This is a genomic window from Flavobacterium beibuense, from assembly GCF_004151245.1.
GTDB lineage: Bacteria > Bacteroidota > Bacteroidia > Flavobacteriales > Flavobacteriaceae > Flavobacterium > Flavobacterium beibuense_A.
This window is the reverse complement of the sequence record NZ_JUIW01000006.1, coordinates 136,196-162,202: the sequence shown is the minus strand read 5'-3', so window position 1 is coordinate 162,202 and position 26,007 is coordinate 136,196. Positions and strand designations below refer to the sequence as shown.

Genomic DNA, 26,007 nt, shown 5'->3' with positions numbered 1-26,007 from the left:
AGGTTGAAAGCCGTATCTATTATGATGCGGCTTTTGTTTTTTAATGCTTTTTATATTCTTTAACCCCTGCTTTAATCTCTACAAGTATATCATTCTGCTCTGGTGGTATAGGGCATGAATAATCGTGATTGTAGGCACAATAAGGATTATAAGCCGTATTAAAATCTATTTGTATGGTATTACCTGCAGGGATTTTAAGGTCAATATATCTTCCTCCCCCGTAACTTCCGTTGCCTGATGTAAGATCGGTAAAAGGTAAAAACAGACTGTTTTTATACTCTTCTATCTTCATCATATCAACACTCTGAAAAACATCCAGTTTGTATTCCTTTCCTTTAAGGGTAAAAACAAGCTCACCAAATTTTCTGTAACGTGGCTTTCTGCTCGTTGTGGTAGCCATATAAAATGGTTTCTCATCAGGTGTCCTTATCAGCTTGGCGGTTACGCAATACTCCAGGTCTACCGGATAAAAATCGAGAGCCTTAAACGTTTTTAAATCTTCCTTCTTTAATGGCGATTCCTCCGGATTGGCATATTGGCTGTTAAGTTCCTTTTGATAGGCAAGGCTGCTTTCTTTAGAGCATTCCTGTGCCCCTGCCATAATAGACAATAGTAAAATACCTGCCGTAAGTATGTTTTTCATTTAATTATTTTAAGGTTCATGCAAAAGTAACCAATTCGTTAAAATATTTTTTACCGGTAGTTAATATTAAGCCCCTCTTCCTTCGTATCTTTGCTGTAAACCATCCTTTTAAAATGTTTTCTCAGGCATTCACGCGCTATATCAATAACTTCAGGGGCTTCTCCAGGGAGATATGGATACTTACCCTTATTACCTTTATTAACCGTGCCGGCACAATGGTACTACCCTTCCTGTCTAAATACTTAAAGGAAGACCTGCACTTTAGCTACGATCAGGTAGGATGGATATTAGTAAGCTTTGGATTTGGCTCCATGGCAGGTTCATGGATTGGCGGAAAACTGTCCGATAAAATAGGATTTTATAAGGTAATGGTCTTTAGCCTTTTTTCAACGGGAATATTATTTTTCGGGCTGCAGTTTGTTACTTCATTTGAAGGGCTATGTTTTGCCATGTTTGGCATTATGGTTATTGCCGATATGTTTCGCCCCGCAATGTTTGTGTCCCTTGGAGCTTATGCCAAACCCGAAAACCGTACACGTGCCCTTACATTAGTAAGACTTGCAGTAAATTTAGGGTTTGCGGCAGGACCAGCATTAGGCGGACTAATTATTATTGGTATCGGCTATAAAGGATTATTTTGGGCCGATGGTGCATCATGTATTATATCCATTCTTATTTTCTATATCCTTGTAAAGGAGAAAAAGAAAAGTAAAGAACCGGAAACTTTTTCGGACGAACCGTTAAAAAAGAGATATGTATGGAATGATGCAACATTTATAATCTTCCTTTTTACAAGTTTTACAACAGCTATGGTTTTCTTCCAGTTGTTTACTACTCTGCCTTTATATCATAGAGAAGCTTATGGGCTAACCGAACTCCATACCGGGCTTATAATGTCTTTTAACGGGCTTATGGTATTTTTTATGGAAATGCCTATTGTAGGCTATTTTGAAAGAAAGAATTTCCCTAAAATAAAAATCATAATTTGGGGATCGTTACTTTTTGCTGCCAGCTTTTTTGTGTTATTAATCAATGTATGGATAGGTATACTTTTGTTAAGTGTGGTATTCCTTACGTTTGGCGAAATGTTTTGTTTTCCTTTTGCCAACTCCTTTGCCCTTAGCCGTGCTCCCCGCGGCCAGGAAGGAAAATACATGGCACTTTACACCATGACATTCAGCATGGCACATATATTAAGTGCCAAAACCGGTATGACAATAATTTCTCATGAGCATGGCGGATATAATGTTAACTGGTTTTTTATGGGCTGTGCGGCATTGCTTGCAGCCGCGGCTACTTTATGGGTTAAAAACCGTTTAAAAAACGAAACTGCATAAATTTCAATCATTTTTTTTGCACCTCTGTACAATAAAAAACTAACTTTTTAGTTATTTAACTATAAAAATAGTTGGTAAACTAAAGAATTAGTTTTAGCTTTGGATTAATAATTAAAGATGCCATGCAAAAATTAACGAACAAGGAGGAAGAAGTAATGCACATTTTATGGAAGCTGGAAAAAGCTTTTGTAAAGGATGTGCTGAAAGAGGTTAAGGAAAATAAGCCTCACTACAATACGGTATCCACAATGATTCGCAATCTGGAAGAGAAAGGATATGTAGGCCACAATGCTTATGGCAACACACACCAGTACTACCCTGTTGTAACTAAAGAAGAATACCGAAAAGGTTTTATGAGCAATGCTATAGAGAGTTATTTTAATAACTCTTATAAGAGTATGATATCGTTCTTTGCGAAGGAAGAAAAAATAAGTGCCGATGAATTGCGTGAAATACTGGATATGATAGAAAAAAAGAAATAGTATGGAACAGTTCTTCATCTATATGGTAAAAGCATCCGGACTAATAGCTGTATTTTTTATTGCCTATTATGTATTCCTTAAAAAGGAAACATTTTTTGTATCAAACAGATGGTTTTTACTTGCTGGTATTGTTACTTCGTTACTGTTACCCATCATCGTATTTACAAAGATTGTATGGATAGATCCGCAACCTATACAGGAAGTACATGTTATAGATGTAAGCCAGTTACTTTTAATGCAGCAGGATACCAGTATAGCCGATGCTACAGTTGCTTTAAGCTGGCCCAATATTGTGCTGGGTATTTATATAGCCGGAGTACTGTTCCTTACCCTAAAACTTATAATTACTTTTATATCACTAAGGCGTATATTAAAAGATGTAAAAGCCATAAAACAGGATGGTTTCAGCTTTATTGATACCCAAAAGATACAGGCTCCTTTTTCATTCTTTAATTATATAGTATACAACTCGGCTATTTTACTACCTCATGAACTGGAAAGTATACTTTGTCATGAAAAGGTGCACAGCGTCCAGAAACATTCGGCAGACATGCTGCTTAGCCAACTGCTTACTATTTTCTTCTGGTTCAATCCGTTTGCCTGGCTGTATAAAAAATCAATCTCTCAGAATTTGGAGTTTATTGCCGATGCTTACGCTGCTAAACAAATCAGCGATACAACAGCCTATCAGAAAACTATGTTGAAGATTACTCTTCAGCCGGAATATATTACAATCACTAATCATTTTTATCAATCACTAATCAAAAAACGAATCGTTATGTTAAACAAAAAACAATCAGGAAAACTTAATTCCTGGAAGTATGCACTTGTATTACCTGCCCTTACTGCTTTTATTTATCTTTTCCAGATAAAAGTGGTTGCACAGGAAAGGGATAACTCTAAGGCTGTAGAAGAGGTAAGTCAGGAAAAATTTAAAATGGCTTTTGAAATCAACAAAAATTCAAACGAAAAAGACTTTGAAAAAATTAAAGAGCTTAGTCAAAAGGAGTTTAATGCTACTGTAACCTTTAGCGATGTTACCCGCAATAGCGATAGCGAAATTACAGGTATTAAAGTAACAATAAATAACGGCAGCGAACCAAAGATTTTCCAAACCAAAGGCACTAACGCTATTAATCCTTTCCGGATAGAAATGGAAAAAACAGATAACAACGCCAGCACTGTAGCTTTTGCAGCATTACCTGTAAGTAATGAATATAAAATGTATGCTGACAACATGGAATACTTTGAGGACGGAGAAGATCCTATTGCTCCTCCGGCTCCAATAGTTCCTATGGCTCCAAGATCATCAGTAGCTCCACCGGCTCCACCGGCACCTCCTACATTAGGTTTTATGCAACCAGGCATGCAAAACGGGCTACATATAATTAACAGCGCCAATAATGATATACTTGTTATTATTAACGGTAAAAAACAGCAAAAAGGAGCTGCAGTTACCATACCTAACGGACAAACCATTGTATCTTTAAATATTCTTAGCAGTAAGGATGCCAAAAAGAAATATGGTAAAGAAGCTAAAGAAGGTGCTCTTGAAATTACGACCCAGGAAGGCGGACAGTTAACTTTCACTTCTTCACCTATAATTTTTGACTTGAATGCTATGAAAGATTTTGAATTCAACATGGAAAACATGATTGATCCACAGGTTTTTGCTGAAGTCAATGCAAGAGTTGCAGAAGAAATGCAGCGTAATGCCGAAAATTTACAATGGATATCGGAAGACAGGATGCAACAGGATTTACAAAGAGGTCTTGAAAACATTAAGCGTGGTGAAGATCAGATTCAACGTGATCAACAAAGAATGGAGGAACGAAAAATACGTTTTGAAAGAAGGGTTGAAGAAAGGCAGGAAAGAAATACTGACAGAGCTAAAGAAAGAGATGAGGCCCGTAAACAAATGGAGGAAATGAGAAAGGAAATGGAGGAAGCACGTAAAGAGATTATGGAAAGTCGTAAGGAGATAGAAAAAGAGCTTAAAAAAATAAGAAGCGAAAAAGAATAAGTTGTTATTGTTAAAGTTAGTTAGTTAATAACAATGTTGAGAATGCGGTAATTACCGCATTCTCAAAAATAAAATAAACATATGGAAAACATTACCATCTACGCATTAAAAGCATCTGCCCTAACAGGTCTGTTTTACATAGCATACCTGTTACTCCTAAAAAAAGAAACCTTTTTTACTGCTAACAGATGGTTTTTACTTTCCGGATTGTTTACTGCTGCACTGCTACCGCTGGCGTTCTATACAAAAACAGTTATTATAGAGCGTACACCTATAGTATATCAGGCAATAACTAATTCTGTACCACAATCTGAGGTTACACCAATTATTATACCTCAGCAGGAACAGGCTTTTACCATAAACTGGTACTATGTCGCCTTAACCGTTTATCTGTGCGGAGTCCTGTTATTACTAATAAAATTATTTTGGGACCTTTATAAAATAAAGCGTATCGTTAAAGGGAGACCTATGCTAAAAGAGGGGCAATATAAAGTTATAGATAACTCTTCCATACAACTTCCGTTTTCGTTTTTCAATTATATAGTGCTTAACACATCTGTTCTAAAGCCTGCAGAGCTGGAAAATATACTGGAACATGAAAAAGTACACAGCAGGCAAAAACATTCAGCAGACATGCTTTTGGGCCAACTGTTTTGTATTATCTTCTGGTTTAATCCATTAGCATGGTTATACAAAAAAGTAATTTCACAAAATCTTGAGTTTATTGCAGACAGTGAAACATCTAAACTGGTAAGCGATACCAAAGCCTACCAAAAAACCTTATTGAAATTTACCGTGCAACAGGATTGTATTGCAATCACCAATCATTTTTATCAATCATTAATTAAAAAACGAATCGTTATGCTTAACACACCTAAATCCAAAGGAGGAACTTTATTAAGTATACCTTAATATTGCCTGCCCTAACAGCTTTTATCATGTTTTTCCAGATCAGGACTGTTGCTCAGGAAAAAACAACTCGTAAGGATACAGTCCCTCAAAATGAAACACCTGAATTTAAAGGTGAAATACTTGCCATAGAAATTAAAAATAATTTTAGTGACGAGGCCTTACACAAAGAAGCTGATTTTATTAACAAACAATATGATTTCAATTTAAAATTTGAGAATATAGAACGCAACGATAAGGGAGAAATATATAAACTAAAAATTACAGCTGATAAACCGACTGACCTGAAAAGCTGGAGTCGTGAAGAATATGCTAAAACAGGTATTGAATCATTTTTTATAATAATAGAGCAAACCGCCGAAGGAAAAAGTGAAATCTCTATAGAGGACGAAAAGTTTAAATATACCGCCACATCCGAAGTTATTTTTGATACGCATGAAGACCCCGTAACAGGAGAAAAAAATGCGGTCATTAAAACTAAAAATGTTGCCGAAAAACCGTCGTCCACAGAGGGTAGTAACGCTAAGCCAGACACAAACAACAGGAAATTTTATACCTTTAGTAATAGTGTTGATACCGTGCTTTACAAATCAACAGATGATATAAATAAATCCATATCACAAAGGGTAACCGATAATACAACAGGACGTATAAGAAAATATACTATTGTAAAAGAAACCGGGATTAATAGTAACGAAGTTAATGCTAATGAAGCCCTAATACTTATTGACGGTAAGGAGGCTTCTCTGGCAATGATTAAAAGTCTTAACCAAGATAATATTGCGAAAATAGATGTTAGCAAGGTAACGAAAGATAACGTAGCAAAGTATGGTGAAAAAGCGCGAAAAGGCGTTATATTGGTTACAACGAAACCTGATAATACTATTGAAGAGCATGTATGGGTAAACTCTAAGGATGGTAAACCTACCGAAACAAAATATGAATACAGTAACAATACTTCATTCATAATACATAAAGAGAATAATGATTACGATTTACAGGCCTATGCAGCAGAACTTAAAAAAACCGGAATAATAATGACCTGGAAAGGTTTAAAAAGAAATGCTGACGGAGAGATTACATATATTACGATTACCCTAAAAGAAGCTGACGGAAGTTATAAAGTATCAGGCACATGGTATGATATTGATGAAGGCAAACCTATATCGGATATTTATATAGGAAGACTTAACGGAAAATTAAGGGCAACTTCTGCCCCTTAAGACTACACCTCTTATAATTTACTTAAAAGACTGTCAATCAAGACAGTCTTTTTTTATCTTTGATACAACCAAAACCAGTTATGCCATGTTTAAAATACTAGCCAAGCTCAATAAATGGCTGTTGCCAAATTATACTAAACAACAACTTGACCTAAGTAAGGCCTCAAAGCTGCAAAAAGCCATAATTGCCTGGAAGTATTATGTTACTACCCACGCACTGGATTAATATATTAATGGCGAATAAATATCATATTTGCTTATCTTATCTTTACCATTTAGAAAAGACAGCTGCATAAGGAAATTACACTGAACGATTACACCACCCAACTTTTCTACCAGCTCACATACTGCTGCTGCCGTTCCGCCGGTAGCCAATACATCATCGTGTATTAAAACCCTGTCACCTTTTTGTATACCATCTATATGCACCTCTAAAGTATCTATTCCATATTCCAGTTCGTAAGAAGAAGAAATAGTTTCATAAGGCAGCTTATTGGGCTTCCTTACCGGAACAAATCCTGCATTAAGCTCATAGGCCAATAAAGTGGCAAAAAAGAAGCCCCTGCTCTCTACTCCTACCACTTTATCTATATTTTTATCCTTTAAATTACTAAGTAACAAACCCATACATTCTTTTACCGCCTCGGCACTACCTAAAAGGGGTGTAATATCTTTAAAACCTATTCCCGGTTTCGGAAAATCCTGAATGTCACGTATATAGTTCTCCAATGCCATTTTTTTTCAATTTTATATTGGTTTGAGTTTGCAAGTTAATCAATATTCCCTATATTTGCACCCGCAAACAAGGTTAGTCAATCACCTGATTTCAGACAGCCTTTAAGCAAAAAAGGCCTCGTGGCGCAACTGAATAGCGCATCTGATTACGGCTCAGAAGGTTACAGGTTTGAATCCTGTCGAGGTCACTACTCGGGACAAAGCGAAAAAATCGTCTTTTGTCCCGTTTTTTTTTGCCTGTAATTTACTGTTTACCAAATAGATACACCTCACAACTTCATTGATCCTTGCGGTTTGGAAATCGTTTCCGCGAAATGTGAAATTTTCGGGAAAAATTAAACCAATCAGTTCACGGGCTTCCGAAAGCGAGGTGTTTTCGATAGCATTTCCCAGCTTCAAAAGATTGTCAATCCCTTTATTCATAAGCTGTTCGATACTCCCCCTGTCGTCACTTACCTCAGCAAGCTGCCTTTCGAGTTTTTGGATAATTGTACCGTATTCCTTTTTTATGAGATTGTAATCCTCCACATCAATCTTTTCACTCACCAATAAATTTCTCGCAGAAGAAAGTTTTTTCTCATATTCGGCTATTTGCTCAAGGGTCTTTCTTTTTTCTCCTGATACATAACCTGTGTGCTCACGGTAGGCCTCAAGGAGCACAGCCGTGTAAAGTTTTTTTACTGCCGCAATGGGTTTATAATTGTTTAGCTGTTCTTTGAATAAACGATTGGCAAGTTCCGAATTGATCCGGTACTTGCATACCTTATCACAGTGGTAATAGTAATAATACTTATGACGGCCTTTGCATTTGCTGCCGGTAAGTTTATTTCCGCATTGGGGACACATAAAGAAACCACGCAGTGGAAAGTTTTCCGTTGTCTGTGCTTTAGGCCTGTAGGTGCGCTTTTTTCCCTCCAGCACGTCCTGTACCCTATAAAAAAGCCCCTCACTGATGATTGCCTCATGTTGGCCTTCTACCCAAACCTCATCCTCGTCCTTATACTTAGGCACCACTATTTTACCTGCATACAGCGGATTACGCAGCATGACCCAATAATTACTCTTGGTAACCCGGAAACCACGGTCTCTGGCCATCTGGAAAATAGATTCGGTACTAAAGGTATCTTTAGCTACCTGTTCGAAAATCCAAACCACAAGGGAAGCTGCGTCCGGTTCGGGAGCGATATATTTTTTGCCATCTTCTGCCACCTTATTGGTATAGCCATAAGGCGCCATTCCCATGTACCGTCCCTCCTTCCTGGCCCTGCGTATGCCATGAAAAGTATTCAGGGCACGCCGGTCATTCTCAACCTCGGGAGCAGCCAGGTAAAAGGCAAGCATCATCTTATTCTCGGGTACACTTAGATCAAGTGGCTGCTCGATGGCCTGCGGCTCCACACCGAGCTTTCGCAGAAGATTAATCATTTGATAGGCATCACCTGCATTACGGCTAAAACGGTCCCATTTCAGAAAGAGTACCAGATCGGTCTTATTTTTGTTCTTCTTCAGATTCAGAAGGAGTTTTTTCCATTGCGGCCTGTTAAAGGTCTTAGCGGAATGGTCCTCATAGATTACGTTTCTGATCTGAATGTTATGTATACCGCAATACTTTCTTAGAAGCTCTTCCTGATTGCGTTGGGAATACCCCTTTTCCGCCTGCTCATCCGTGCTTACCCTAACATATAAATCAGCAATCTTGTTCATTTAAATTACTTTAAGTGATTAATCATAGCTATAGTAGCTAATTTTCGAAGTATATATAATATCTCAGAAGCCTGCTCCAGGCTGACATCCAACCCTTCCTCCCTTAACATAGCCATAGCCCTCTTTGGCGTAAGCTTGGATGCATTATAGTCCTTTTCAAAATCCATAACCTCTCATTTAATTTGACATGAGAGTAAGTTATGGTGGTTTACAGAGAGCGTTCTAATTTAACGGCTCTTGTCATCTCATGGAATTATTTGACCGTATTACTGGCCATGAACGATTCCGTTTGAAATATAGTATCATAAGAATGGCATCGGGAAGCAGGTAAAAATAAGTATATTATCAGTCTGCTAACAGATTATATGAAGTTCCCCTTCCGCTTCCCTGCTGCTCCATGATACCTTTACCGATCAGATCCTGAATATCCCTAAGGGCAGTATCTGTGGAAACCTTTGTGATCTTTGCATATTTTAAAGCCGTAAGCTTTCCAAAAAAATCATCCAACAGTAATTGGAGTATTTTCTGCTGGCGTGCATTGAAATCAATATCCTTATGATTTTCCCAGAAGCGAACCCTTTTCAGTATTAACGAAATCGTTGCGTCAGTCTGTTCCATGGACCGCAGTAAGCATTCAAGAAACCATTGTATCCATCCCGTAATATTCAGGTCTCCTCTTTGCGTGCTTTCCAGTATATCGTAATACTTTTTACGCTCAGTCTGAATTTGTGCGGACATAGAATAAAATCGTTTTTTACTTTGATCGGCACGCGCGAGCTGCATGTCGGTTATCGCGCGGGTAATACGTCCGTTCCCATCCTCAAAAGGGTGGATTGTTACAAACCAGAGGTGGGCAACAGCAGCCTTCAGTACAGGCTCAAGATCCACCTCTGTATTGAACCATTCCAGAAAAGATCTCATTTCTTCCGGGACTTTTGCAGCATCCGGTGCTTCAAAATGTATTATTTCCCTCCCCATCGGCCCTGAAGTTACCTGCATGACATCATCCCTCCAGTCCGCAGTCCTTATCTTATACATTCCGCTTCGCCCCGTCGGGAAGAGGGCTGCATGCCATCCAAAGAGGCGGTCCTCATCCAACGGCCTTTCGTAATGCTGCGTAGCATCCAGAAGCATCTCAACCACGCCTTCCACATCACGTTCGGCACGCACTGCCCCAGCTATCTCAATCCCCAAACGCCTTGCAATGGAAGAGCGCACCTGATTGTGATCAAGCTGTTCTCCCTCAATCTCACTGGACTTGATCACATCCAAAGTCAGTGTCTTGAGTAGTGTTTCCTCCTGTAGGCGGAACCCCAACCCTTGCATCATCCCAAGGATCTTTCCCTGTTCGTGCCTGACCTTACCAATCAGTGGAGTAATTACATCCGCATCCCAGATAAATTTGGGCCAGTCCTTTTTCTGATGAATATACATATCGACGCATTTTTGCGGTAAAAATAAACTTTATTTGCCGCATCCGCAAAAAAATGCGGCGATAAAAATTGTTAATTACCGCAAAAATGCGGTGATTAAGCTCGTTTTTTACCGCATATCTTTCTGAATTTCTATCTAAATCAGGGATAGACCGGCTCATTAATCCCAAAAAAAGGATTTGACATTTGTATGCTTGCGCGACCGGATATACCAACCCGGTCTGCTGATGACAATGAAAGAACTTTTCCAAGTACGAAACCGATAAAAAGGCAGCTAATATATGCCGCACAGGGATTAACGGTAAAACAAAAGACTACGGCATAATGGCCTTGCTCCCTACCGTTCACCAGACCCACCCTGCGGGACTTATTCCGTTTCCTTTTGCTCTCCCTCCCTGCGCGGCTTGTTTATCTGCTTTCTTTTTTCCGGTTTTTCTTTTGGAAAAAGTTACGCGGAGCGAAGCGAGGCAGGACTGTTACCGATGGAGCGACGGGCAGAAGATAAGACAGGTATCATTTAAAAAGTATGAATTATGAACATTATCGGAAGAGTGACAAGGGACGCCGAGGTGCGTGCCCTGAACAATGAAAAGCAGGTAGTGAATTTCTCAGTAGCTGCCAACGACGGTTACCGCAACAGGCAGGGCGAATACATCGAGCAGACCACCTTTTTTGACTGCAGCTACTTTATAAGCCCGAAGGTAGCAACAATGTTGACAAAAGGAACACTGGTAGAACTTACGGGCAGGGTAAGCGCAAGGGCTTGGACGGACAAGGAAGGACAGCCGAAGGCAGGCTTAAGTTATATTGCCTCACGAATAAAGGTCCATGCTAAAGCTGCTAGCAGCAGGCGGGACACTGAAGATATCGAGGTGCACCAGCCCGTAGTGGTAAGTCCTCAGGAGAAGAATAACAGACAGGAAAGCGAACACGACGACCTTCCTTTTTAATCAATCATTCATTTAAAACAGTGAATCATGGCACATAATATCAATTACAACCAGAACACAGGAAAATATTCCTTTTTCAGCAGTAGGCAGCCTGTATAGCACAGCCTCGGGCAAAGTGATAAAGGGCTACCCGATCTCAAGGGAGGCAATCGCTTTCGCGGGACTGGACTACCAGGTGGGAAAGGCACCGCTTTTTTCTAAGACTGGTGCGGAAGGGCCTGATTTTGCCGCACCCAACCAATACGTGACACTGCGACAACAATGCCGTTTTACGTACGGTGGATAAGGACTGAAGAATCGTGCGGAATGCCGATGCGTTAACCTTCTTCGATGCCATTGCGGTCCGCGGGGATGGTATAAAGTACGAGACCAAAGGGCTACGTTTGATATTTTTCTTTTAGGACGTATTCCCTTAACCTCTATGGTATCAGACACTACATACATTTCCATCCCCAGTTCATGGTTTTGACTATTTCAAGCTCACAGTTAAAGTATTTTTTTCGAGATTACTCTTTATGCTGTTCTTTATATTTGGTGTAATTATTCCTCTACTTAGTTTCTTCTACTATTTTCTTAAGTCTCTCTATCACAACGGCCCAGCTTTCAGAAGAGTGCTTAGCCTTTTCTTCATCATAATTAGATTGTGTAATTGTCAATTCGGTTCCGGTCGCTATGGATGATTTGCTATAAAATAGTAATAACGAAGTGATACAAATATATTTTGTTACTGTCGATAGTGCTGAAACCATTAATGACATCAGGGCCTGGCTTCTGTACTACAGTCCGGATTCCTGTCTGTATCACTAAAAGGAATAAGCTTATCGAACTGGTCACCCGATCCACTACACTGGAAGAATCCTTTAATTCGGCAGGGGCCTCCCTCATATCAAAATCCCAGAAAGAAAGCTTTTGTCTTAGTAGTCAAATATTCTTAATGTCTTATTTTAGAAAACGCCAACCGGTGACCGGCGCGGAACTGACTATGCTTCCCTTTACAGAACATCAGGTTACCGTTTACAAATGTTCCGACGACAGCGCCTCGTAATGATTTACCTTCAAAAGGTGACCATCCGCACTTATACAAGAGGTTGTCCTTACCGACCTTTGTCAGTTGTAGGGCATCCACTAGGATTAGGTCCGCATAATATCCCTCTCTGATATAACCCCGCTCTTGGACCCGGTACGCCTCGGCAACATTATGGGCTGTGAACCTGGCAATATCCCTGATGGAAATTTTTCCCTGATGCATAAGATCCACCAGTGCTGGAAGGGCATGCTGTACCAGTGGGCCTCCCGAAAGGGCGGTAAAGCAGTCACCCTGTTTCTCACTTAACAGGTGCGGCGCATGGTCTGTTGCAATAAAATCCAGCCTGCTGCTATGCAGGCCCATGAAAAGTGCCTGCCTATCGGCAGGGGTTTTAACCGAAGGATTCCATTTGATGCGGTGCCCCAATGATGGATAATCGTCCTGGCTAAAGTACAGATGTGGCAGGCAGGCTTCCGCTGTTATCCTTTTTTCCGGGAGCGGTATGTCATTATCAAATAATGCCGATTCCTGCCCTGTAGAGATGTGAAGCAAATGTACCCGTGCCCGGGTACTGTAGGCAACGTTAAGAATGTCTTTTGTTGCGGCGACACAGCCTTCCGTACTGTGGATCCTGCTGTGCAGGCTGGCATCTTCCCCTGAAGACTGCAAACTTTTGTAGTAGGCCGCATTTTTATGTATAATACCGCTCTTCTCACTGTGCAGTGCTACCAGGGAGCCGCTGCGTCTGAGAAAGCGCTCCAGATAATCGGGATGATCGGCCATAAGGCTATTTAGGGAATCAAAATACAGTCCGTCGTCAGAGACCCCACAGACCGTGGCGTTATTTATCCGTAACGCCTGATCTGCATTTTCCTTGGTCAGTCCCATAAAAAAAGAATAATTACCCCAGGAATAGTTGGATGCAAGAGTAAATTTTTCTTCGAGAAGCTCAAGGGACATCGTAGCAGGACGGGTATTGGGCATCTCCATAAATGAAGTGATCCCGCCGGCGAGGGCTGCTTTTGATTCCGAATAAATAGTTCCTTTCCAGGTAAGACCCGGTTCTCTGAAATGAACCTGGGCATCTATCATACCAGGCAGGAGAAAAAGGCCATCTCCCCTAATTTCTTTGCAGATTGTATCGTTAGGAACAGTAATTGCGGGAGCAATTTTTCCAATCCTCTCTCCCTCTATAAGAACATCATTCACTTCTTCCCTCCCCTCATTGACTACAGTAATATTTCGGATAACGGTATTCATAGCTTCATTTTTTATTTTTTAGCTGCCCTGCGCAACCGGTCATTAATAGTAGTTCCAAGGCCTCGATACGGTATCTCCTCCGCAATGATCAGATCAACGGGTTGCCGGTCCAGTTCGTGAAGGAAGGCATAAAGGTTATGGCAGGCTTCTGAGAGACTGCCCGAGGGAGAAAGGGTCCTGCTGACGGCACAGACGTTCTTTTGTACACTGTCCCTAAAAAAAAGAATTCCTGCCTTTTTAGGAGCCAGGTAAGTGGCCAGCGCAAGCGGATCTCCCGATAGCAATAAAGGCTTTGTTGTGGCATAATGGCGTGAAAGCATACCCGGGGCACAGGGATTTTTTTCCTTTTTTTCAGGATAGTTAACCATTAATCTTCCGGTTACGCTACTGATAGCCTCAGCAGGTATAGCACCATGCCGGTAGAGTACCGCCTGTCCTTTATCAAAACCTATTATAGTAGACTCTACGCCGCTGCGGCATCGGCCCCCATCAAGGATATAAGGGAATTCCGTGTCAAAATAATCCTTGACATGTACCGCGCAGGTTGGGCTTGTACGCCCTGAAGGATTGGCGCTGGGAGCGGCAAGCGGGTAATCCAGCTTTTCAAGCAGGCTGAGCGTCAGCCTGTGGTCAGGTACCCGCACCGCGACTGTGGTTAGACCTCCTGTTGTCGCCATCGGAACCCCGGCCTTTTTATCCAGTACAAGGGTCAGGGGACCGGGCCAAAACGTTTTGGCAAGCAGGGTGGCCGTCGCGGGGATCCCTTGTGCGATCTCCCCGACAGCATCAATACCGCTTACATGTACAATAAGAGGGTTGAAAGCCGGTCGCCCCTTAGCTGCAAAAATAGAATTAACAGCATTTTCACTCAGGGCATTACCTGCCAGGCCATAGACGGTTTCTGTGGGTATCGCTACGAGCTGTCCTTTATTAAGGGCTTCCCGGGCGAGGGCAGTATCTGTTATAATTTCAGGCATATAGTAAATTTAGGGGTTACAGAGGTCGCAATATTCGGGTTCCTCTTTTATGATTCCTCTGGGATACCATTTTTTTTCAGCGTGCAAGCACTTCTGGCAGCAATAGGTGTGATACAGGGTGGACTTAGTAGGATGGCCGCAGGCGGCGCAGGGCAACCCGGCTGTGGCTGAAGTCATTCCGAAACCCGGACAGGCGCATTCGGGACAGCAGCTCGCTATCTTTTCTATCAGCTTATCGGCAGCCTGCCCGATTACGTGCATCCGGCTGGGATTATGAATAGCCCTCATGTCTGTCTCAATATATACGGCCCCTTCTTTATCTTTAAGCCTTTCGTACACCTCATAAAGCGTGCTGTGGTCGTGTATTCCTTTTACCATATCCGTACAATCATACGGCGATTTTTTAAGAAGTACCGCATGGGAAGGAAACTTGCACAGCTCCAGAAATTTCTCAAGCTCCGAACGGTTATGGATCACAGTAGCATTAAAATTAGTTTCCAGTGAAATAACCCGGCTGGTTATCTCTAGGTTATTTTTGGTGTCGATCAGCATCAGCAGTTCCTCATCGGCAGTAGCAAAGAAGATGGTGGGGTGCGCGCCAAAGGATCCTTCACTGGCAAGGGCAAGATCATATCCCTCCAGCTGCATTCCGCTCCTGCATTTCGTCCTCAGTACTGTTAGCGCATCACCCGGGCGTTCCGTTTCCCCTGAAAAGGTGCCCAGGGTATCGGTATCAAAAGAAGATGCGGCAATGCACCTTACCCCTAAGGCTTTCTCAAGCTTGGGAGCCAGTACGGCTTCTTTGCCATGCTTTGTAACAATGAGAAGCTTCCGGTTCTCAAATAGCGCTGCAGACATCCAACTCGATATGTATTACAGACTGGATATGTAAGGGCTGGCCAGACGGAATTCCGGCGATAAAATCAGTAAAATTATCTTTTGTTTTCAGTAACTGGTCCCTGCGCTGTACCGATTTTTCATTCCCTTTACCCTGTCTGATTTCACTGCTGAAATTTTCCCTGTTATGAAACTGCACTTTGAATTCCAGCAGGTTGGTAATAACCTCTTTTGCTTCCTCGGGAGTAAAGGTCCCGTCAATCAGTACAAATTTTTGCGGTGTTTTTTCGTTTTGCATTTTAAATTATTTTTATTGTTGATTTTTAAAAGAATACGTGCTGTGGCCATACACAGCCCAATAATCAGGAGAGCCGGTGTGGCCATTTGGATCATCGCAGCGAGGTAGTGATCCGAAATAATTGGCTGTATATGTTCCATTCCTATTTTTTTACTGTCCCTGACCCAGTGAATAGGCCGGTACACCGTCAAAACTGTAAAGGTTTTCCGTTTTTATTACATCCAGTCCCTGTTCGTCCGCGCCTCGAAGCAAATCAACGATATGTTGTTTTACCATCGTAGCCCCTTCACTTACCTGAAAACGGCAACGCCAGTGATCGGTACAGAATGTTTCCTTAAAACCATCCGGCCATACTTTAATTCCCCGGTTGGTCACCATCGACAGAAACACGGCCTGCTGCCTGATTTCCTGTAATTCCTTTGCCAGCTCTTCGGGATCCCTGCCCCGCCAGTGAAGGAAAACATCAACCCCTATCAGCTCTTTTTGACGGGCAGGAACACGAATATAACGCGGTAAAACGATAGGCCCCGCTTCATGGAACCGAACGGGTTGTACAGTTAAGGGTTCCTTGCCAAGATTGGCAATAATGGCCTGGGCAAATTCCTGAGTACCCGCCAAATGTGTGCTGGTGTCTTCGTGATAAAGATCATAGGTATGGACGCCCTGTTCGATGGTACGCAGCCATGCATTATAGATCTTTTGTGCCACATCGGGCTGGCCGATATGGGTAAGCATCATAATAGCCCCGTGAAGCAGCCCCGAAGGGTTAGCGATATCCTTGCCGGCAAGCCCGGGCGCTGACCCATGTATAGCCTCAAACATCGCACATTCCTCACCGACATTGGAAGAGCCCCCAAGCCCCACTGAGCCTGCAATCTGGGCTGTAATATCAGAGAGGATGTCCCCATAGAGGTTCGGCAGAACAATCACATCAAAATCCTCCGGGGTATCGGCTACCTTAGCTGTACCGATATCAACAATCATATGCTCACTTTGAATTTCCGGATATTGACCGGCAATTTCGTTAAAGACCGTTCGGAACAACCCGTCGGTCTGTTTCATAATATTGTCTTTAGTAAAACAACTTACCTTCCTGCGACCGTTTTGTCTGGCATATTCAAAGGCATAGCGTACTATTTTTTCACATCCCGGCCTGCTTATGAGTTTAAGACATTGCACTACCTCATCGGTCTGCTGATGCTCAATTCCCGCATAGAGGTCTTCCTCATTTTCACGTATAACTACCAAGTCAAGGTTAGGATGCCTGGTCCTGACAAAAGGGGCAAAACTCCTACATGGCCGAACATTAGCAAATAAACCCAGGAATTTTCTTGTAGAGACGTTAAGGCTTTTATAGCCTCCGCCCTGAGGAGTGGTGATGGGCCCCTTGAGGAAAATTTTGTTCTTTCGTACCACATCCCAGGATGCTCTGCTGATTCCCGAGGTATTACCGGAAAGGTATACCTGTTCGCCCACCTCAATTTCTTCGGTCTCTATCTGCGCACCGGCAGCCTCCAGAATACGTAATGTGGCTTCCATAATCTCCGGACCGATACCATCGCCTTTGGCTACAGTGATTTTTTTCTTGATCATTGCTTATGAATTACTTGTTATACGGTACAAAACTAATTCGCGTAATTCATAAGTTTTTATTTATATTTGATATAGTTATCATTAAATAATTTTATGAACTATACCCTTAACCAATTACAGATCTTCCTTAAAATTGCCCAAACCCTGAGTATTACCAAAGCGGCTGAAGAGCTCCACCTTACCCAACCGGCAGTTTCCATTCAGCTGAAAAATTTCCAGGCGCAGTTTGCCATGCCCCTGACAGAAGTGGTGGGAAGAAAAATTTATATTACTGATTTCGGAAAAGAAATAGCGGCGTCAGCCGAACGAATAATTGAACAGGTATATGCCATTAACTATAAAACAGCTGCTTATAAAGGGCTCCTGACAGGAGGAATAAAAATTTCCGTTGTATCCACCGGTAAATATGTTATGCCCTATTTTCTTTCCGATTTCCTTAAACTTCATCCCGAAGTGGAACTGGTTATGGATGTAACCAATAAACGCGAGGTGGTGGAAAGCTTGAGCAGGAATGAAGTCGATTTTTCGCTCGTATCGGTGCTGCCGCCTAAACTTGAAACAGAAAAGATGGAATTACTTAAAAATAAACTTTATCTGGTTGGTAATACAGAACGGTCATTCCATAAGGATAATACTACTGAAATATTTAATGAACTTCCGCTCATATTCCGGGAAGAAGGGTCCGGTACTCTGCAAACTATGATGAATTATCTTAACCGGAATGAGATTCGCTTTCTGAAAAAAATGGAACTGAAATCCAATGAAGCTGTTAAACAGGCTGTACTTTCTGGAATGGGCTACTCAATTATGCCACTGATAGGTATCCGAAATGAACTACTAAATAATGAGCTTCAGATTATTCCCGTAAAAGGGTTGCCTATTACTACGCAGTGGACACTGATTTGGATGAAGGGTAAAAATCATTCTCCCGCTGCCTCAGCCTATCTTGAATTTTTAAAGGAAGACAAACAGCGTATCATAACAGAAAAGTTTGGTTGGTACGAACAATACTAAATGATAAGGTAGTTTATATATAAAATTATTTTATGCATTTCATTACAAACATAAATAAAAATATATGTTTTAATTTTTAAAACTTTGCACCATAATTAAAATATGCTAATTATGGTTTTAAAAACAGTTGAAAGAAGCCTTCACAACTATGGGGCAAAAAATTCAGGCGTGCCGCTAATTTCAAAAACAGTATCCCCACTTTTATGGTTGCTGTTTCTCTTTAGTGCATCAGCGCTGGTTTACTATCTCAAAGAACGGCCCGAATGGAACTGGGCAGTCGGCATTCATATTTCAGCCTTTACGCTTTTGTTATGGTGCATAGTAACCCTGTTCGGGGCTATAGTCAGCTCCTTTGCGCAAAACTACCTCAAAGGATTTAAAAACCAGGGGGGGTTCTCGGCAATGAGCCTCGGTTTTGTGTTTTCCGTGCTGTTTTTTGTAGCATCGGACCATTTCTTACTCCTGCTTCTCTCCTGGCTGTGTATGGGCATCTTTATGGCAGGATTAATAGGTAGTGACAGCACATGGCGCGAAGCGCAACAGGCCGGGCACTATGCCTTGCGGTTCTTTATGCTGGGAACGGCACTTCTGGGACTGGGGCTTTTAATTATATACCTTAACACCCTTGAAGCTACCATCAGCGGTGCGATGGGCCGGGTTATGGCAATTCCCAAATATGCTTTGTGGTTATCAGGGCTGTTGATTTTTGCAGCGGCCGGCATACAGTCTGCCGTCTATCCTTTTCACCGCTGGCTGTTAAGCGCAATGACAGCACCTACACCGGCTTCCGCACTGATGCATGCCGGTTTTGTCAACGGCACCGGAATTTTACTAGCGCTACTGGCCCCGCTTTTCTTAGCCGCTGACATGCTTTCGCTCCTCTTTATTCTGGGAGGTATCACGGCGGTAACAGCACAGTTCGCAAAACTGATCCAGGTAAATATAAAACAGAAACTCGCCTGTTCTACTATAGCACAGATGGGCTTCATGATCATGCAGTGCGGCCTGGGGTTCTTTAACGCTGCAGTAGCACACCTGATACTGCACGGGTTTTACAAGGCTTATCTGTTCCTTTCCTCTGGAGAAGAAATAGAGAGAGGAATCCCTAAAAAGCAGCTTTCGGCAAGAATTTCCCCCTTGCAGGGATGCTACATTATACTTACCGGAGTTGCCGGTGCTCTTTTATTCGGCTTACTTACCCATAAAACCGCACTTGCAGACAGTAGTATTTTCCTTACCATGATTGTCGCAATTACAGTAAGTCAGGCTTCTTACAATATCGTAAAAGAAGCCAGCCTTTCCAGGTGGCTGCAGTTTACTTTACCCCTGCTCCTGCTTGTTTCGGGAATTTCACTCTATGCATTGGTTTACAACGGCGTAACGGCCGTTATGTCTGAGATGGCAATGGCCGCGGTTCCGCAGCCTCTCGGGGCTGCCCATATGGTTTTCGGACTGTTGTTTATCGCAGGGTATTTTGCAATGAAGCTGGAACTTTATCGTAAAGTTCCCTGGCTGTACATACAACTACTGAACGCAACCCAACCCTACAAAAAAACAATCGTAATCAACAAAAAAAGCTAACATGAAGAACAAAACTATTTCACAGTCAATTGGCAATGCCGCAAAAAGTATCAGGACTACATGGCCATTGTACTCTTTTGTAACTTCCAATCCCCTGGCAGGACATGAAGATCTGCATTTTTTTGATGCGGTTATGAAGTCTAAAATGCTATCGGGCGGCGATCTTCTGCCCAATCCCGCAATACTTCGCAGGGCTTTTGAACAGGGAGAAATAGATCAGGACAAGATATCAGGGTTACTTGCTGAGCATGGTATCGATTGGCCTGCCGGAGAAATACTTGAATCATTTAGCGATCATGATAAATATCACGTTAACGAAAATGCAACCCTGGACAGGGTAGTATGTAAGTACCTGATGGCCTTTATGGACGAAGGTCTTGCGGAATGGGAAATGCCCTTTAAAAAGGAAGGGTTTTACAACGCATGGCGCAAGCTCGCTGTGTATGATAAAGAAACGGGCTGCCATAAAAACGGGACCATTCCGCACAGCCCTGAAGAGGCAATAACTATTGCGCTTGCTGCCTACCCTGAAGAGGAACATGAGGCAATTATCGAATATCAGCTTAATGCCTTACCGGGTTGGGCCGGATATATCAAGTTCAGGACAGAAAACGATTCACCTTGGCAGCAACACTACCCCATAACGCTCGGGGAGTATCTTGCGGTGCGGTTATGGACAGCGGTACATACAGGAGCAAAAATAAAACCTGCAGAAAATGAGATCGCTGCAATCAAATCCTCCTACACTATCCAATACCTCTGGCTGCAGGCCTGGGAGAAATCATGGCAGGACAGACTAATCAGCAAATTATCACTTCAGGAACCTGCTGAGGCTGAAAAACAGGCATTGCCCGATGCGCAAATGGTTTTTTGCATTGATACCCGCTCCGAATTAATAAGGCGGCATATTGAAGCCACGGGCAATTATGAAACCTTTGGATATGCTGGTTTTTTCGGGATAGCAATGGACTATACAGAGCCGACAACCGGCATTGTCAGCAAATCATGTCCGCCAATACTAAATTCAGCCTATAACGTAACGGAAGTGCCTGCCCATGAAAGCGTAGCAGACTTTCACACGTTTCAAAACAATGCAGAAAGGAACCTTTTCAAAAAGTATTTTCTTAAAAGAATGAAGAACCTGCTCCCCTCAGCTTTCGGTTTTGTTGAGACATCAGGGTTAGCTTATGGTCTACTGTTGCTTGTGAGAAGTTTATTCAAAGGGGTAAGCCTCCGGTCAAAAAGGAAGCAGGACGCAGTAGAACATTGCTGTACCCCTGCACTGCTGCCTGCTAAACCCGCAGGCACGGGGGAAATCTCCTTAGAAGAGCAATCCATAATGGTAAAAACAGCCTTTGATCTCATGGGGTGGACAACGTTTTCGCCTCTGGTGCTGTTTATAGGCCATGGGAGCCACTCTTCCAATAACCCCTTCGCTTCCAGTCTTGATTGCGGAGCATGCGCAGCCAGCCCGGGCAGGCATAATGCCCGCATGCTTGCGCAGCTGGCTAACCTGCCAACGGTAAGGAAAATTCTGCAGCAGGACCATAATGTCACAATCCCCGACAGCACTGTGTTTATCGCGGGAGAGCACAATACCGTCACCGATGAAATTACGCTCTTTGACACCCCGCTGACTATCGGCCAAAGCACACATCTCGCTAAGCTAAAAGCCGATTTAAAAAGAGCCCGTTTACAGGCAACTGCCGAAAGGCTGGGCCATGGTAAACACAGCAGTAACATGGCATTGCTGAATGCCAGGGACTGGTCGCAAACTAGGCCGGAATGGGGACTGGCCAAAAACGCCGGTTTTATAATCGGTCCAAGAGCGCTGACAAGGAATATAAATCTTGAGAGTCAGTGTTTCCTTCACTCCTACCACTGGAAGTCAGACCCTGATGCTACAGCTCTGGAAGCAATCATGCAGGGACCGATGGTGGTAACGCAATGGATTAACAATCATTACTACTTTGCCACGGTAGACAATGAAAAATTTGGAGGGGGCACTAAAATTACGCACAATGTTACGGGAAAATTCGGTGTGGTACAGGGTAACGGAGGTGACCTTAAAGGCGGACTGCCGTTACAGTCGGTAAACAGCTCGGATAGTGAAATCTATCATGCTCCCTTGCGCCTCTGCGTAGTGATTCAGGCCCCTGCCGCGTCCATACGGAAAGTTCTGGAAAGAAATGAAAAACTGAATACCCTTATTAGGAATGAATGGATCAGTTTGCTGGTGATGGATCCTCAAAGCGGCAATGGTATTACAACATATAGCGATGAGCAGACATCGGAAGCGCCTGAACATCATGTTTCAATCCACTCCTATTAAAAAGACATAATCCGCTGATTAAACAATAGTTAATTATTAGCTTTTAAATGTTAACATCTATTTTAGAAAAATTTTGTTTAACTAAATTTGAAAATAATTAAACAAAAACCTATATGTCATGAAAAAGACTACTCATTTTCTAACAGCATTCCTTTTGTTAGTACTCAATTGTGTGACGGCACAGACAGCCCGTGTACAGGTAATTCATAATTGTGCTGATCTTGCCGCACAGACCGTTGATGTATACCTGAATGGTACTATACTTCTTGATGACTTTGCCTTCAGGACCGCAACACCTTTTGTTGATGCCCCTGCAAGTGAGGCAATATCCATAGTGGTGGCGCCTGGTGACAGTTCTTCTGCTGCTGATGGTATTTACACACTAAACACTACACTAACCGAAAACGAAACCTACATCTTGGTGGCTAATGGTATTGTCAGTAGTACCGGTTACAGTCCAAACCAGCCCTTTGAACTTTCTGTTTTCAGCGGTGCCCGTGAAACGGCCCTCTCTGCCGGAACCGATATACTGGTAAATCACGGGGCTACGGATGCTCCTGCTGTGGATGCTGTTGAAACCAGTGTTCCGGCCGGCACCGTTGTTAACGACCTTTCCTACCCCTCATTCAGTTCCGGTTATCTTGAATTGGCTACCGCTGACTATACTCTTGATGTAACCGACCAGACAGGGATGACGGTGGTAGCCTCTTACCAGGTGCCTTTAGCAAGCCTAAATCTTGAAGGTGCAGCACTTACTGTCTTGGCCAGTGGTTTTCTTGATCCTTCTATGAACAGTGAGGGCCCGGCCTTTGGACTATGGGTAGCTACTGCTGAAGGCGGGGACCTGATTGAACTTCCCCTTGCCAATCAGACAGCGCGTGTTCAGGTGCTTCACAATGCTGCCGACCTTGCCGCTCAAACTGTAGATGTTTACCTTAACGAAACTCTCCTGCTGGATGATTTTGCATTCAGGACAGCATCTCCTTTTGTTGATGCACCGGCAGGTGAAGAAATAACTTTAAGTATTGCACCCTCAACTAGTAATTCGGTTGAAGACAACATATTTTCCGTAAATGTTACCCTGGAAGCAAATGAGAAATATATCGTGGTAGCAAACGGAATTGTAAGCGATTCAGGATACAGCCCTTCTCAACCTTTTGGCCTGTTTGTCTACCCTATGGCAAGGGAGACGGCAACTATGGAAACAAACACCGATATATTAGTATTCCATGGAGCAACCGATGCCCCTACTGTTGATGTGCAGGCTGTTGGTGCAGGTACCATTGTGGATGATTTACAGTACAGCAACTTTAATGATTATTTAGAGCTGCCTACAGCCGATTACATAATTAGCATAGCAACAGCAGACGGTGAAACAATTGTGGCCTCCTATCAGGCGCCATTAAGCACATTGGATTTAGAAGGACAATCCCTGACGGTATTGGCAAGCGGTTTTTTAGACCCTTCGGCAAACAGTGATGGTCCGTCTTTTGGCTTATGGGCAGCCACCAGTGCAGGAGGAGCCATGCTTGAGTTACCACTTACAACCTTAAATACTAATGAGTTTGAGACAAAAAGAATCAGTGTATATCCAAACCCCGCTGCAGATAACATTACCATAACAGGATATGACTTTACTGCAAACCTTACTCACCGCGTATACGACGCTTTTGGAAGACAGGTAGTAAACACAACAGGTAACACTATAGATGTATCAGGGCTTTCTGAAGGTATTTATATAGTTAAGTCAACAAACGGAAGCACAACCAGTGAACAAAAAATAATAGTTAAAAGGTAGTACACTTTAATTCTGAACCTTGAGTACCGTACTTCTAGAGGTATGGTACTCTTTTTACTACTATGGTGGTATTCTCCCAAAAATATAACGAAATAGTAAATCGAATAGCTGCAATAAATCCTGTAGTATATTCCCAAACGAGAAATTATACTAATGGCGCTGTTTCACTACTCTCGCCCTATATTTCGCGAGGTGTGGTAAGCACAAAATTTATTTATGCCGTCATACGGAATAAATATAGTGCTAAGGAATCCGAAACATTTTTAAAAGAGCTCTTATGGAGGGAGTACTTTCAAAGATTATTGCAAAATAATAAAGACGTTTTCAGCCCTCTGTCCCTCCCCTCAAACTCTGAGCAGGTACTGCCTAACGCACTAATGCAGGCATCAACCGGTATAATTGCAATAGATTTTAGTATTGCAGAACTTTACAAAACAGGTTATATGCACAATCATGTACGGATGTATACGGCTGCTGTTTGCAACATGGCGGGCTATTACTACTACGCACCGGCACAGTGGATGTACTATCACCTGCTGGACGGGGATGTGGCAAGTAATTATTACAGCTGGCAATGGGTTTACGGTTTGCGCAACCGGAAAAAATACATCGCTAACCAGGAAAATATTAACAGGTTTTGCGGAACATCGCAAAAAGATACTTTTTTAGATTACTCGTATCAGGAGCTTGAAAAAGTAAACAGCATAAAAGCACTCTCTGAAAGCAGCAATGTAAGCTTTACTACCCTGCTCCCTGAAAATCAGGATTTAAATATTAGTGATTCCCCGATACTCATTTACAATTCCTATAACCTGGATCCGACCTGGCATTCTGATAAAGAGGTAAACCGCATTCTACTGCTGGAACCTTCGCATTTTAAAAAATACCCGGTAAGTGAAAAAGTACTGAACTTTATTTTACAGCTCTCCGGTAACATAAAAAACATACAGGTCTATGTTGGTGAATATAATGACCTGAAAGAAAAGTACAACAACACATTTATCACAAAAGAGCATCCGTTATTCAATTACAAAGATGCCGTGACAGAACAAAGGGAATGGTTAGCTGATGATGTGACGGAAAGCTTTGGCTCTTATTCAAAATACCTTAAAACAGTAAAAAAACTTTATCATGGATACTTCGCTTAACACCTATATAATTGCGGGCGCCAGTAGCGGTATTGGCCTGGAGCTTGCCAAACTGTTAGTAAAAGACAATATAGTATATGGATTGAACCGTACAAAAGGAGAGTTAAAAAATAATCCCAATTACAGGCACTTGCCCGTGGATTTTTTATCAGATGAAGAATTACCGGAAATAAGAGAGCGGGCCCGAGGTTTAATATATTGTCCCGGGAGTATTAACCTCAAACCAATCGAAAGAATCTCTACTGCCGATATAGATGGTGATTTCGCTATTAATGCAAAAGGGGCATTTACTTTTATAAAAAGTTATATAAAAAATATAAGAAGCACTCCAAATGCAGGAATACTGTTATTTAGCAGCGTTGCCGTACAAACAGGACTACCCTATCATGCCAGTATCGCTATGGCTAAAGGGGCTATAGAAGGGCTGACACGCGCTCTGGCAGCGGAGTTATCCCCAAATGTCAGGGTAAATGCCATAGCCCCTTCCCTTACCGATACTCCAATGGCACAGGCATTACTGAACAACGAAACAAAAGTTGAAGCTAACAAACAGAGGCACCCGTTAAAAAATATTGGCTCACCACAGGAAATCGCACTGTTTGCAAATCATCTCCTTACACAGTCTACCTGGATAACCGGACAGGTTTTCGGGATTAACGGAGGAATGGGAACCATTATAAAATAAAACAAGTAAACGGATTAT

24 protein-coding genes, 1 tRNA gene and 1 pseudogene are annotated in these 26,007 nt (G+C 42.3%); 15 read left to right on the top strand and 11 right to left on the bottom strand.

What is annotated here, in order from left to right; translation table 11 throughout:
• Nucleotides 1–40: 40 nt before the first annotated feature.
• Nucleotides 41–643, bottom strand: a complete 603-nt coding sequence (locus NU09_RS09715; protein ID WP_129751087.1) for a DUF1684 domain-containing protein — start codon at nucleotides 641–643, stop codon at nucleotides 41–43.
• Nucleotides 644–756: 113 nt separating this feature from the next.
• Here NU09_RS09715 and NU09_RS09710 point away from each other — a divergent pair, with 113 nt between their 5' ends.
• The 6 genes from NU09_RS09710 (at nucleotide 757) to NU09_RS09685 (ending at nucleotide 6,843) form a co-directional block, all read left to right on the top strand.
• Nucleotides 757–1,980, top strand: coding sequence for an MFS transporter (locus tag NU09_RS09710; RefSeq protein ID WP_129751086.1), 1,224 nt, complete (start codon nucleotides 757–759; stop codon nucleotides 1,978–1,980).
• A gap of 122 nt (nucleotides 1,981–2,102) precedes the next feature.
• The gene (locus NU09_RS09705) at nucleotides 2,103–2,462 is read left to right on the top strand and encodes a BlaI/MecI/CopY family transcriptional regulator (RefSeq protein ID WP_129751085.1); all 360 of its coding nucleotides are present in this window, start codon (nucleotides 2,103–2,105) and stop codon (nucleotides 2,460–2,462) included.
• 1 nt (nucleotide 2,463) lies between these two features.
• Nucleotides 2,464–4,485: a M56 family metallopeptidase gene (locus NU09_RS09700; RefSeq protein ID WP_129751084.1), complete on the top strand. Its 2,022-nt coding sequence runs from the start codon at nucleotides 2,464–2,466 to the stop codon at nucleotides 4,483–4,485.
• Between the two features lie 81 nt (nucleotides 4,486–4,566).
• Nucleotides 4,567–5,397, top strand: a complete 831-nt coding sequence (locus NU09_RS09695; protein WP_129751083.1) for a M56 family metallopeptidase — start codon at nucleotides 4,567–4,569, stop codon at nucleotides 5,395–5,397.
• A gap of 26 nt (nucleotides 5,398–5,423) precedes the next feature.
• The gene (locus NU09_RS09690; RefSeq protein WP_129751082.1) at nucleotides 5,424–6,617 is read left to right on the top strand and encodes a hypothetical protein; all 1,194 of its coding nucleotides are present in this window, start codon (nucleotides 5,424–5,426) and stop codon (nucleotides 6,615–6,617) included.
• A gap of 85 nt (nucleotides 6,618–6,702) precedes the next feature.
• The gene (locus tag NU09_RS09685; protein WP_129751081.1) at nucleotides 6,703–6,843 is read left to right on the top strand and encodes an SsrA-binding protein; all 141 of its coding nucleotides are present in this window, start codon (nucleotides 6,703–6,705) and stop codon (nucleotides 6,841–6,843) included.
• Here the strand turns inward: NU09_RS09685 and NU09_RS09680 are convergent.
• On the bottom strand, nucleotides 6,840–7,352 hold the full coding sequence (locus tag NU09_RS09680; protein ID WP_129751080.1) for an adenine phosphoribosyltransferase: 513 nt from the start codon (nucleotides 7,350–7,352) through the stop codon (nucleotides 6,840–6,842). The two genes, NU09_RS09685 and NU09_RS09680, sit on opposite strands and share 4 nt — an antisense overlap.
• A gap of 114 nt (nucleotides 7,353–7,466) precedes the next feature.
• Between NU09_RS09680 and NU09_RS09675 the strand changes: the two genes are divergently transcribed.
• Nucleotides 7,467–7,540, top strand: a tRNA-Arg gene (locus NU09_RS09675).
• On the opposite strand, the gene NU09_RS09670 is transcribed toward NU09_RS09675, so the two are convergent.
• From NU09_RS09670 to NU09_RS17195, 4 genes and pseudogenes are all read right to left on the bottom strand, one after another.
• Nucleotides 7,506–9,056: a recombinase family protein gene (locus NU09_RS09670; RefSeq protein WP_129751079.1), complete on the bottom strand. Its 1,551-nt coding sequence runs from the start codon at nucleotides 9,054–9,056 to the stop codon at nucleotides 7,506–7,508. The genes NU09_RS09675 and NU09_RS09670 overlap by 35 nt on opposite strands.
• Nucleotides 9,057–9,061: 5 nt before the next feature.
• Complete coding sequence (locus tag NU09_RS17075) at nucleotides 9,062–9,223, bottom strand: hypothetical protein (protein WP_165357683.1); 162 nt, start codon at nucleotides 9,221–9,223, stop codon at nucleotides 9,062–9,064.
• A 178-nt stretch (nucleotides 9,224–9,401) separates the two neighbouring features.
• Nucleotides 9,402–10,226 (bottom strand): Fic family protein, encoded by an 825-nt coding sequence (locus NU09_RS09665; RefSeq protein ID WP_242501855.1) that lies wholly within the window; start codon nucleotides 10,224–10,226, stop codon nucleotides 9,402–9,404.
• Nucleotides 10,227–10,253: 27 nt separating this feature from the next.
• Nucleotides 10,254–10,490, bottom strand: a pseudogene (locus NU09_RS17195) (DUF4172 domain-containing protein); the annotation flags it as partial.
• Between the two features lie 189 nt (nucleotides 10,491–10,679).
• On the opposite strand from NU09_RS17195, the gene NU09_RS17245 reads away from it, so the two are divergent.
• Both NU09_RS17245 and NU09_RS09660 read left to right on the top strand, forming a co-directional pair.
• A complete protein-coding gene (locus NU09_RS17245; protein WP_262708021.1) occupies nucleotides 10,680–10,814 on the top strand; it encodes a hypothetical protein in 135 nt (44 codons plus the stop codon).
• A 208-nt stretch (nucleotides 10,815–11,022) separates the two neighbouring features.
• Nucleotides 11,023–11,439, top strand: coding sequence for a single-stranded DNA-binding protein (locus NU09_RS09660; protein ID WP_129751077.1), 417 nt, complete (start codon nucleotides 11,023–11,025; stop codon nucleotides 11,437–11,439).
• A 931-nt stretch (nucleotides 11,440–12,370) separates the two neighbouring features.
• Here the strand turns inward: NU09_RS09660 and NU09_RS09655 are convergent.
• The 5 genes from NU09_RS09655 to NU09_RS09635 form a co-directional block, all read right to left on the bottom strand.
• Nucleotides 12,371–13,726, bottom strand: coding sequence for an amidohydrolase family protein (locus NU09_RS09655; RefSeq protein ID WP_129751076.1), 1,356 nt, complete (start codon nucleotides 13,724–13,726; stop codon nucleotides 12,371–12,373).
• An 11-nt stretch (nucleotides 13,727–13,737) separates the two neighbouring features.
• Nucleotides 13,738–14,703, bottom strand: coding sequence for an L-threonylcarbamoyladenylate synthase (locus tag NU09_RS09650; protein WP_129751075.1), 966 nt, complete (start codon nucleotides 14,701–14,703; stop codon nucleotides 13,738–13,740).
• 9 nt (nucleotides 14,704–14,712) lie between these two features.
• Nucleotides 14,713–15,561: a DUF6671 family protein gene (locus NU09_RS09645; RefSeq protein ID WP_129751074.1), complete on the bottom strand. Its 849-nt coding sequence runs from the start codon at nucleotides 15,559–15,561 to the stop codon at nucleotides 14,713–14,715.
• Nucleotides 15,542–15,838, bottom strand: a complete 297-nt coding sequence (locus NU09_RS09640; RefSeq protein ID WP_129751073.1) for a hypothetical protein — start codon at nucleotides 15,836–15,838, stop codon at nucleotides 15,542–15,544. The genes NU09_RS09645 and NU09_RS09640 overlap by 20 nt, the downstream gene beginning before the upstream one ends.
• A 150-nt stretch (nucleotides 15,839–15,988) precedes the next feature.
• Complete coding sequence (locus NU09_RS09635; RefSeq protein ID WP_129751072.1) at nucleotides 15,989–17,431, bottom strand: NADP-dependent isocitrate dehydrogenase; 1,443 nt, start codon at nucleotides 17,429–17,431, stop codon at nucleotides 15,989–15,991.
• 93 nt (nucleotides 17,432–17,524) lie between these two features.
• Here NU09_RS09635 and NU09_RS09630 point away from each other — a divergent pair, with 93 nt between their 5' ends.
• The 6 genes from NU09_RS09630 (at nucleotide 17,525) to NU09_RS09605 (ending at nucleotide 25,989) form a co-directional block, all read left to right on the top strand.
• Nucleotides 17,525–18,445, top strand: coding sequence for a LysR family transcriptional regulator (locus NU09_RS09630; RefSeq protein WP_129751071.1), 921 nt, complete (start codon nucleotides 17,525–17,527; stop codon nucleotides 18,443–18,445).
• Nucleotides 18,446–18,556: 111 nt separating this feature from the next.
• Nucleotides 18,557–20,026 (top strand): proton-conducting transporter membrane subunit, encoded by a 1,470-nt coding sequence (locus tag NU09_RS09625; protein ID WP_129751070.1) that lies wholly within the window; start codon nucleotides 18,557–18,559, stop codon nucleotides 20,024–20,026.
• A 1-nt stretch (nucleotide 20,027) separates the two neighbouring features.
• Nucleotides 20,028–22,358: a DUF2309 domain-containing protein gene (locus NU09_RS09620; protein ID WP_129751069.1), complete on the top strand. Its 2,331-nt coding sequence runs from the start codon at nucleotides 20,028–20,030 to the stop codon at nucleotides 22,356–22,358.
• Between the two features lie 118 nt (nucleotides 22,359–22,476).
• On the top strand, nucleotides 22,477–24,156 hold the full coding sequence (locus tag NU09_RS09615) for a DUF4397 domain-containing protein (RefSeq protein WP_129751068.1): 1,680 nt from the start codon (nucleotides 22,477–22,479) through the stop codon (nucleotides 24,154–24,156).
• A gap of 62 nt (nucleotides 24,157–24,218) precedes the next feature.
• The gene (locus tag NU09_RS09610) at nucleotides 24,219–25,304 is read left to right on the top strand and encodes an FAD-binding domain-containing protein (RefSeq protein WP_129751067.1); all 1,086 of its coding nucleotides are present in this window, start codon (nucleotides 24,219–24,221) and stop codon (nucleotides 25,302–25,304) included.
• A complete protein-coding gene (locus tag NU09_RS09605) occupies nucleotides 25,288–25,989 on the top strand; it encodes an SDR family NAD(P)-dependent oxidoreductase (protein WP_129751066.1) in 702 nt (233 codons plus the stop codon). Before NU09_RS09610 ends, NU09_RS09605 begins: the two co-directional genes overlap by 17 nt.
• Nucleotides 25,990–26,007: the final 18 nt, after the last annotated feature.

Excerpts from the sequence above, each read along its gene's own strand:
- NU09_RS17075 (WP_165357683.1), bottom strand. The coding sequence starts at position 9,223 with ATGGATTTTGAAAAGGACTATAATGCATCCAAGCTTACGCCAAAGAGG.
- NU09_RS09645 (WP_129751074.1), bottom strand. The coding sequence starts at position 15,561 with ATGTCTGCAGCGCTATTTGAGAACCGGAAGCTTCTCATTGTTACAAAG.
- NU09_RS09715 (WP_129751087.1), bottom strand. The coding sequence starts at position 643 with ATGAAAAACATACTTACGGCAGGTATTTTACTATTGTCTATTATGGCA.
- NU09_RS09680 (WP_129751080.1), bottom strand. The coding sequence starts at position 7,352 with ATGGCATTGGAGAACTATATACGTGACATTCAGGATTTTCCGAAACCG.
- NU09_RS09660 (WP_129751077.1), top strand. The coding sequence starts at position 11,023 with ATGAACATTATCGGAAGAGTGACAAGGGACGCCGAGGTGCGTGCCCTG.
- NU09_RS09705 (WP_129751085.1), top strand. The coding sequence starts at position 2,103 with ATGCAAAAATTAACGAACAAGGAGGAAGAAGTAATGCACATTTTATGG.
- NU09_RS09625 (WP_129751070.1), top strand. The coding sequence starts at position 18,557 with ATGGTTTTAAAAACAGTTGAAAGAAGCCTTCACAACTATGGGGCAAAA.
- NU09_RS09615 (WP_129751068.1), top strand. The coding sequence starts at position 22,477 with ATGAAAAAGACTACTCATTTTCTAACAGCATTCCTTTTGTTAGTACTC.
- NU09_RS09610 (WP_129751067.1), top strand. The coding sequence starts at position 24,219 with ATGGTGGTATTCTCCCAAAAATATAACGAAATAGTAAATCGAATAGCT.
- NU09_RS09685 (WP_129751081.1), top strand. The coding sequence starts at position 6,703 with ATGTTTAAAATACTAGCCAAGCTCAATAAATGGCTGTTGCCAAATTAT.
- NU09_RS09655 (WP_129751076.1), bottom strand. The coding sequence starts at position 13,726 with ATGAATACCGTTATCCGAAATATTACTGTAGTCAATGAGGGGAGGGAA.
- NU09_RS09620 (WP_129751069.1), top strand. The coding sequence starts at position 20,028 with ATGAAGAACAAAACTATTTCACAGTCAATTGGCAATGCCGCAAAAAGT.
- NU09_RS17245 (WP_262708021.1), top strand. The coding sequence starts at position 10,680 with ATGCTTGCGCGACCGGATATACCAACCCGGTCTGCTGATGACAATGAA.
- NU09_RS09630 (WP_129751071.1), top strand. The coding sequence starts at position 17,525 with ATGAACTATACCCTTAACCAATTACAGATCTTCCTTAAAATTGCCCAA.
- NU09_RS09690 (WP_129751082.1), top strand. The coding sequence starts at position 5,424 with ATGTTTTTCCAGATCAGGACTGTTGCTCAGGAAAAAACAACTCGTAAG.
- NU09_RS09605 (WP_129751066.1), top strand. The coding sequence starts at position 25,288 with ATGGATACTTCGCTTAACACCTATATAATTGCGGGCGCCAGTAGCGGT.
- NU09_RS09695 (WP_129751083.1), top strand. The coding sequence starts at position 4,567 with ATGGAAAACATTACCATCTACGCATTAAAAGCATCTGCCCTAACAGGT.
- NU09_RS09640 (WP_129751073.1), bottom strand. The coding sequence starts at position 15,838 with ATGCAAAACGAAAAAACACCGCAAAAATTTGTACTGATTGACGGGACC.
- NU09_RS09635 (WP_129751072.1), bottom strand. The coding sequence starts at position 17,431 with ATGATCAAGAAAAAAATCACTGTAGCCAAAGGCGATGGTATCGGTCCG.
- NU09_RS09650 (WP_129751075.1), bottom strand. The coding sequence starts at position 14,703 with ATGCCTGAAATTATAACAGATACTGCCCTCGCCCGGGAAGCCCTTAAT.
- NU09_RS09700 (WP_129751084.1), top strand. The coding sequence starts at position 2,464 with ATGGAACAGTTCTTCATCTATATGGTAAAAGCATCCGGACTAATAGCT.
- NU09_RS09670 (WP_129751079.1), bottom strand. The coding sequence starts at position 9,056 with ATGAACAAGATTGCTGATTTATATGTTAGGGTAAGCACGGATGAGCAG.
- NU09_RS09710 (WP_129751086.1), top strand. The coding sequence starts at position 757 with ATGTTTTCTCAGGCATTCACGCGCTATATCAATAACTTCAGGGGCTTC.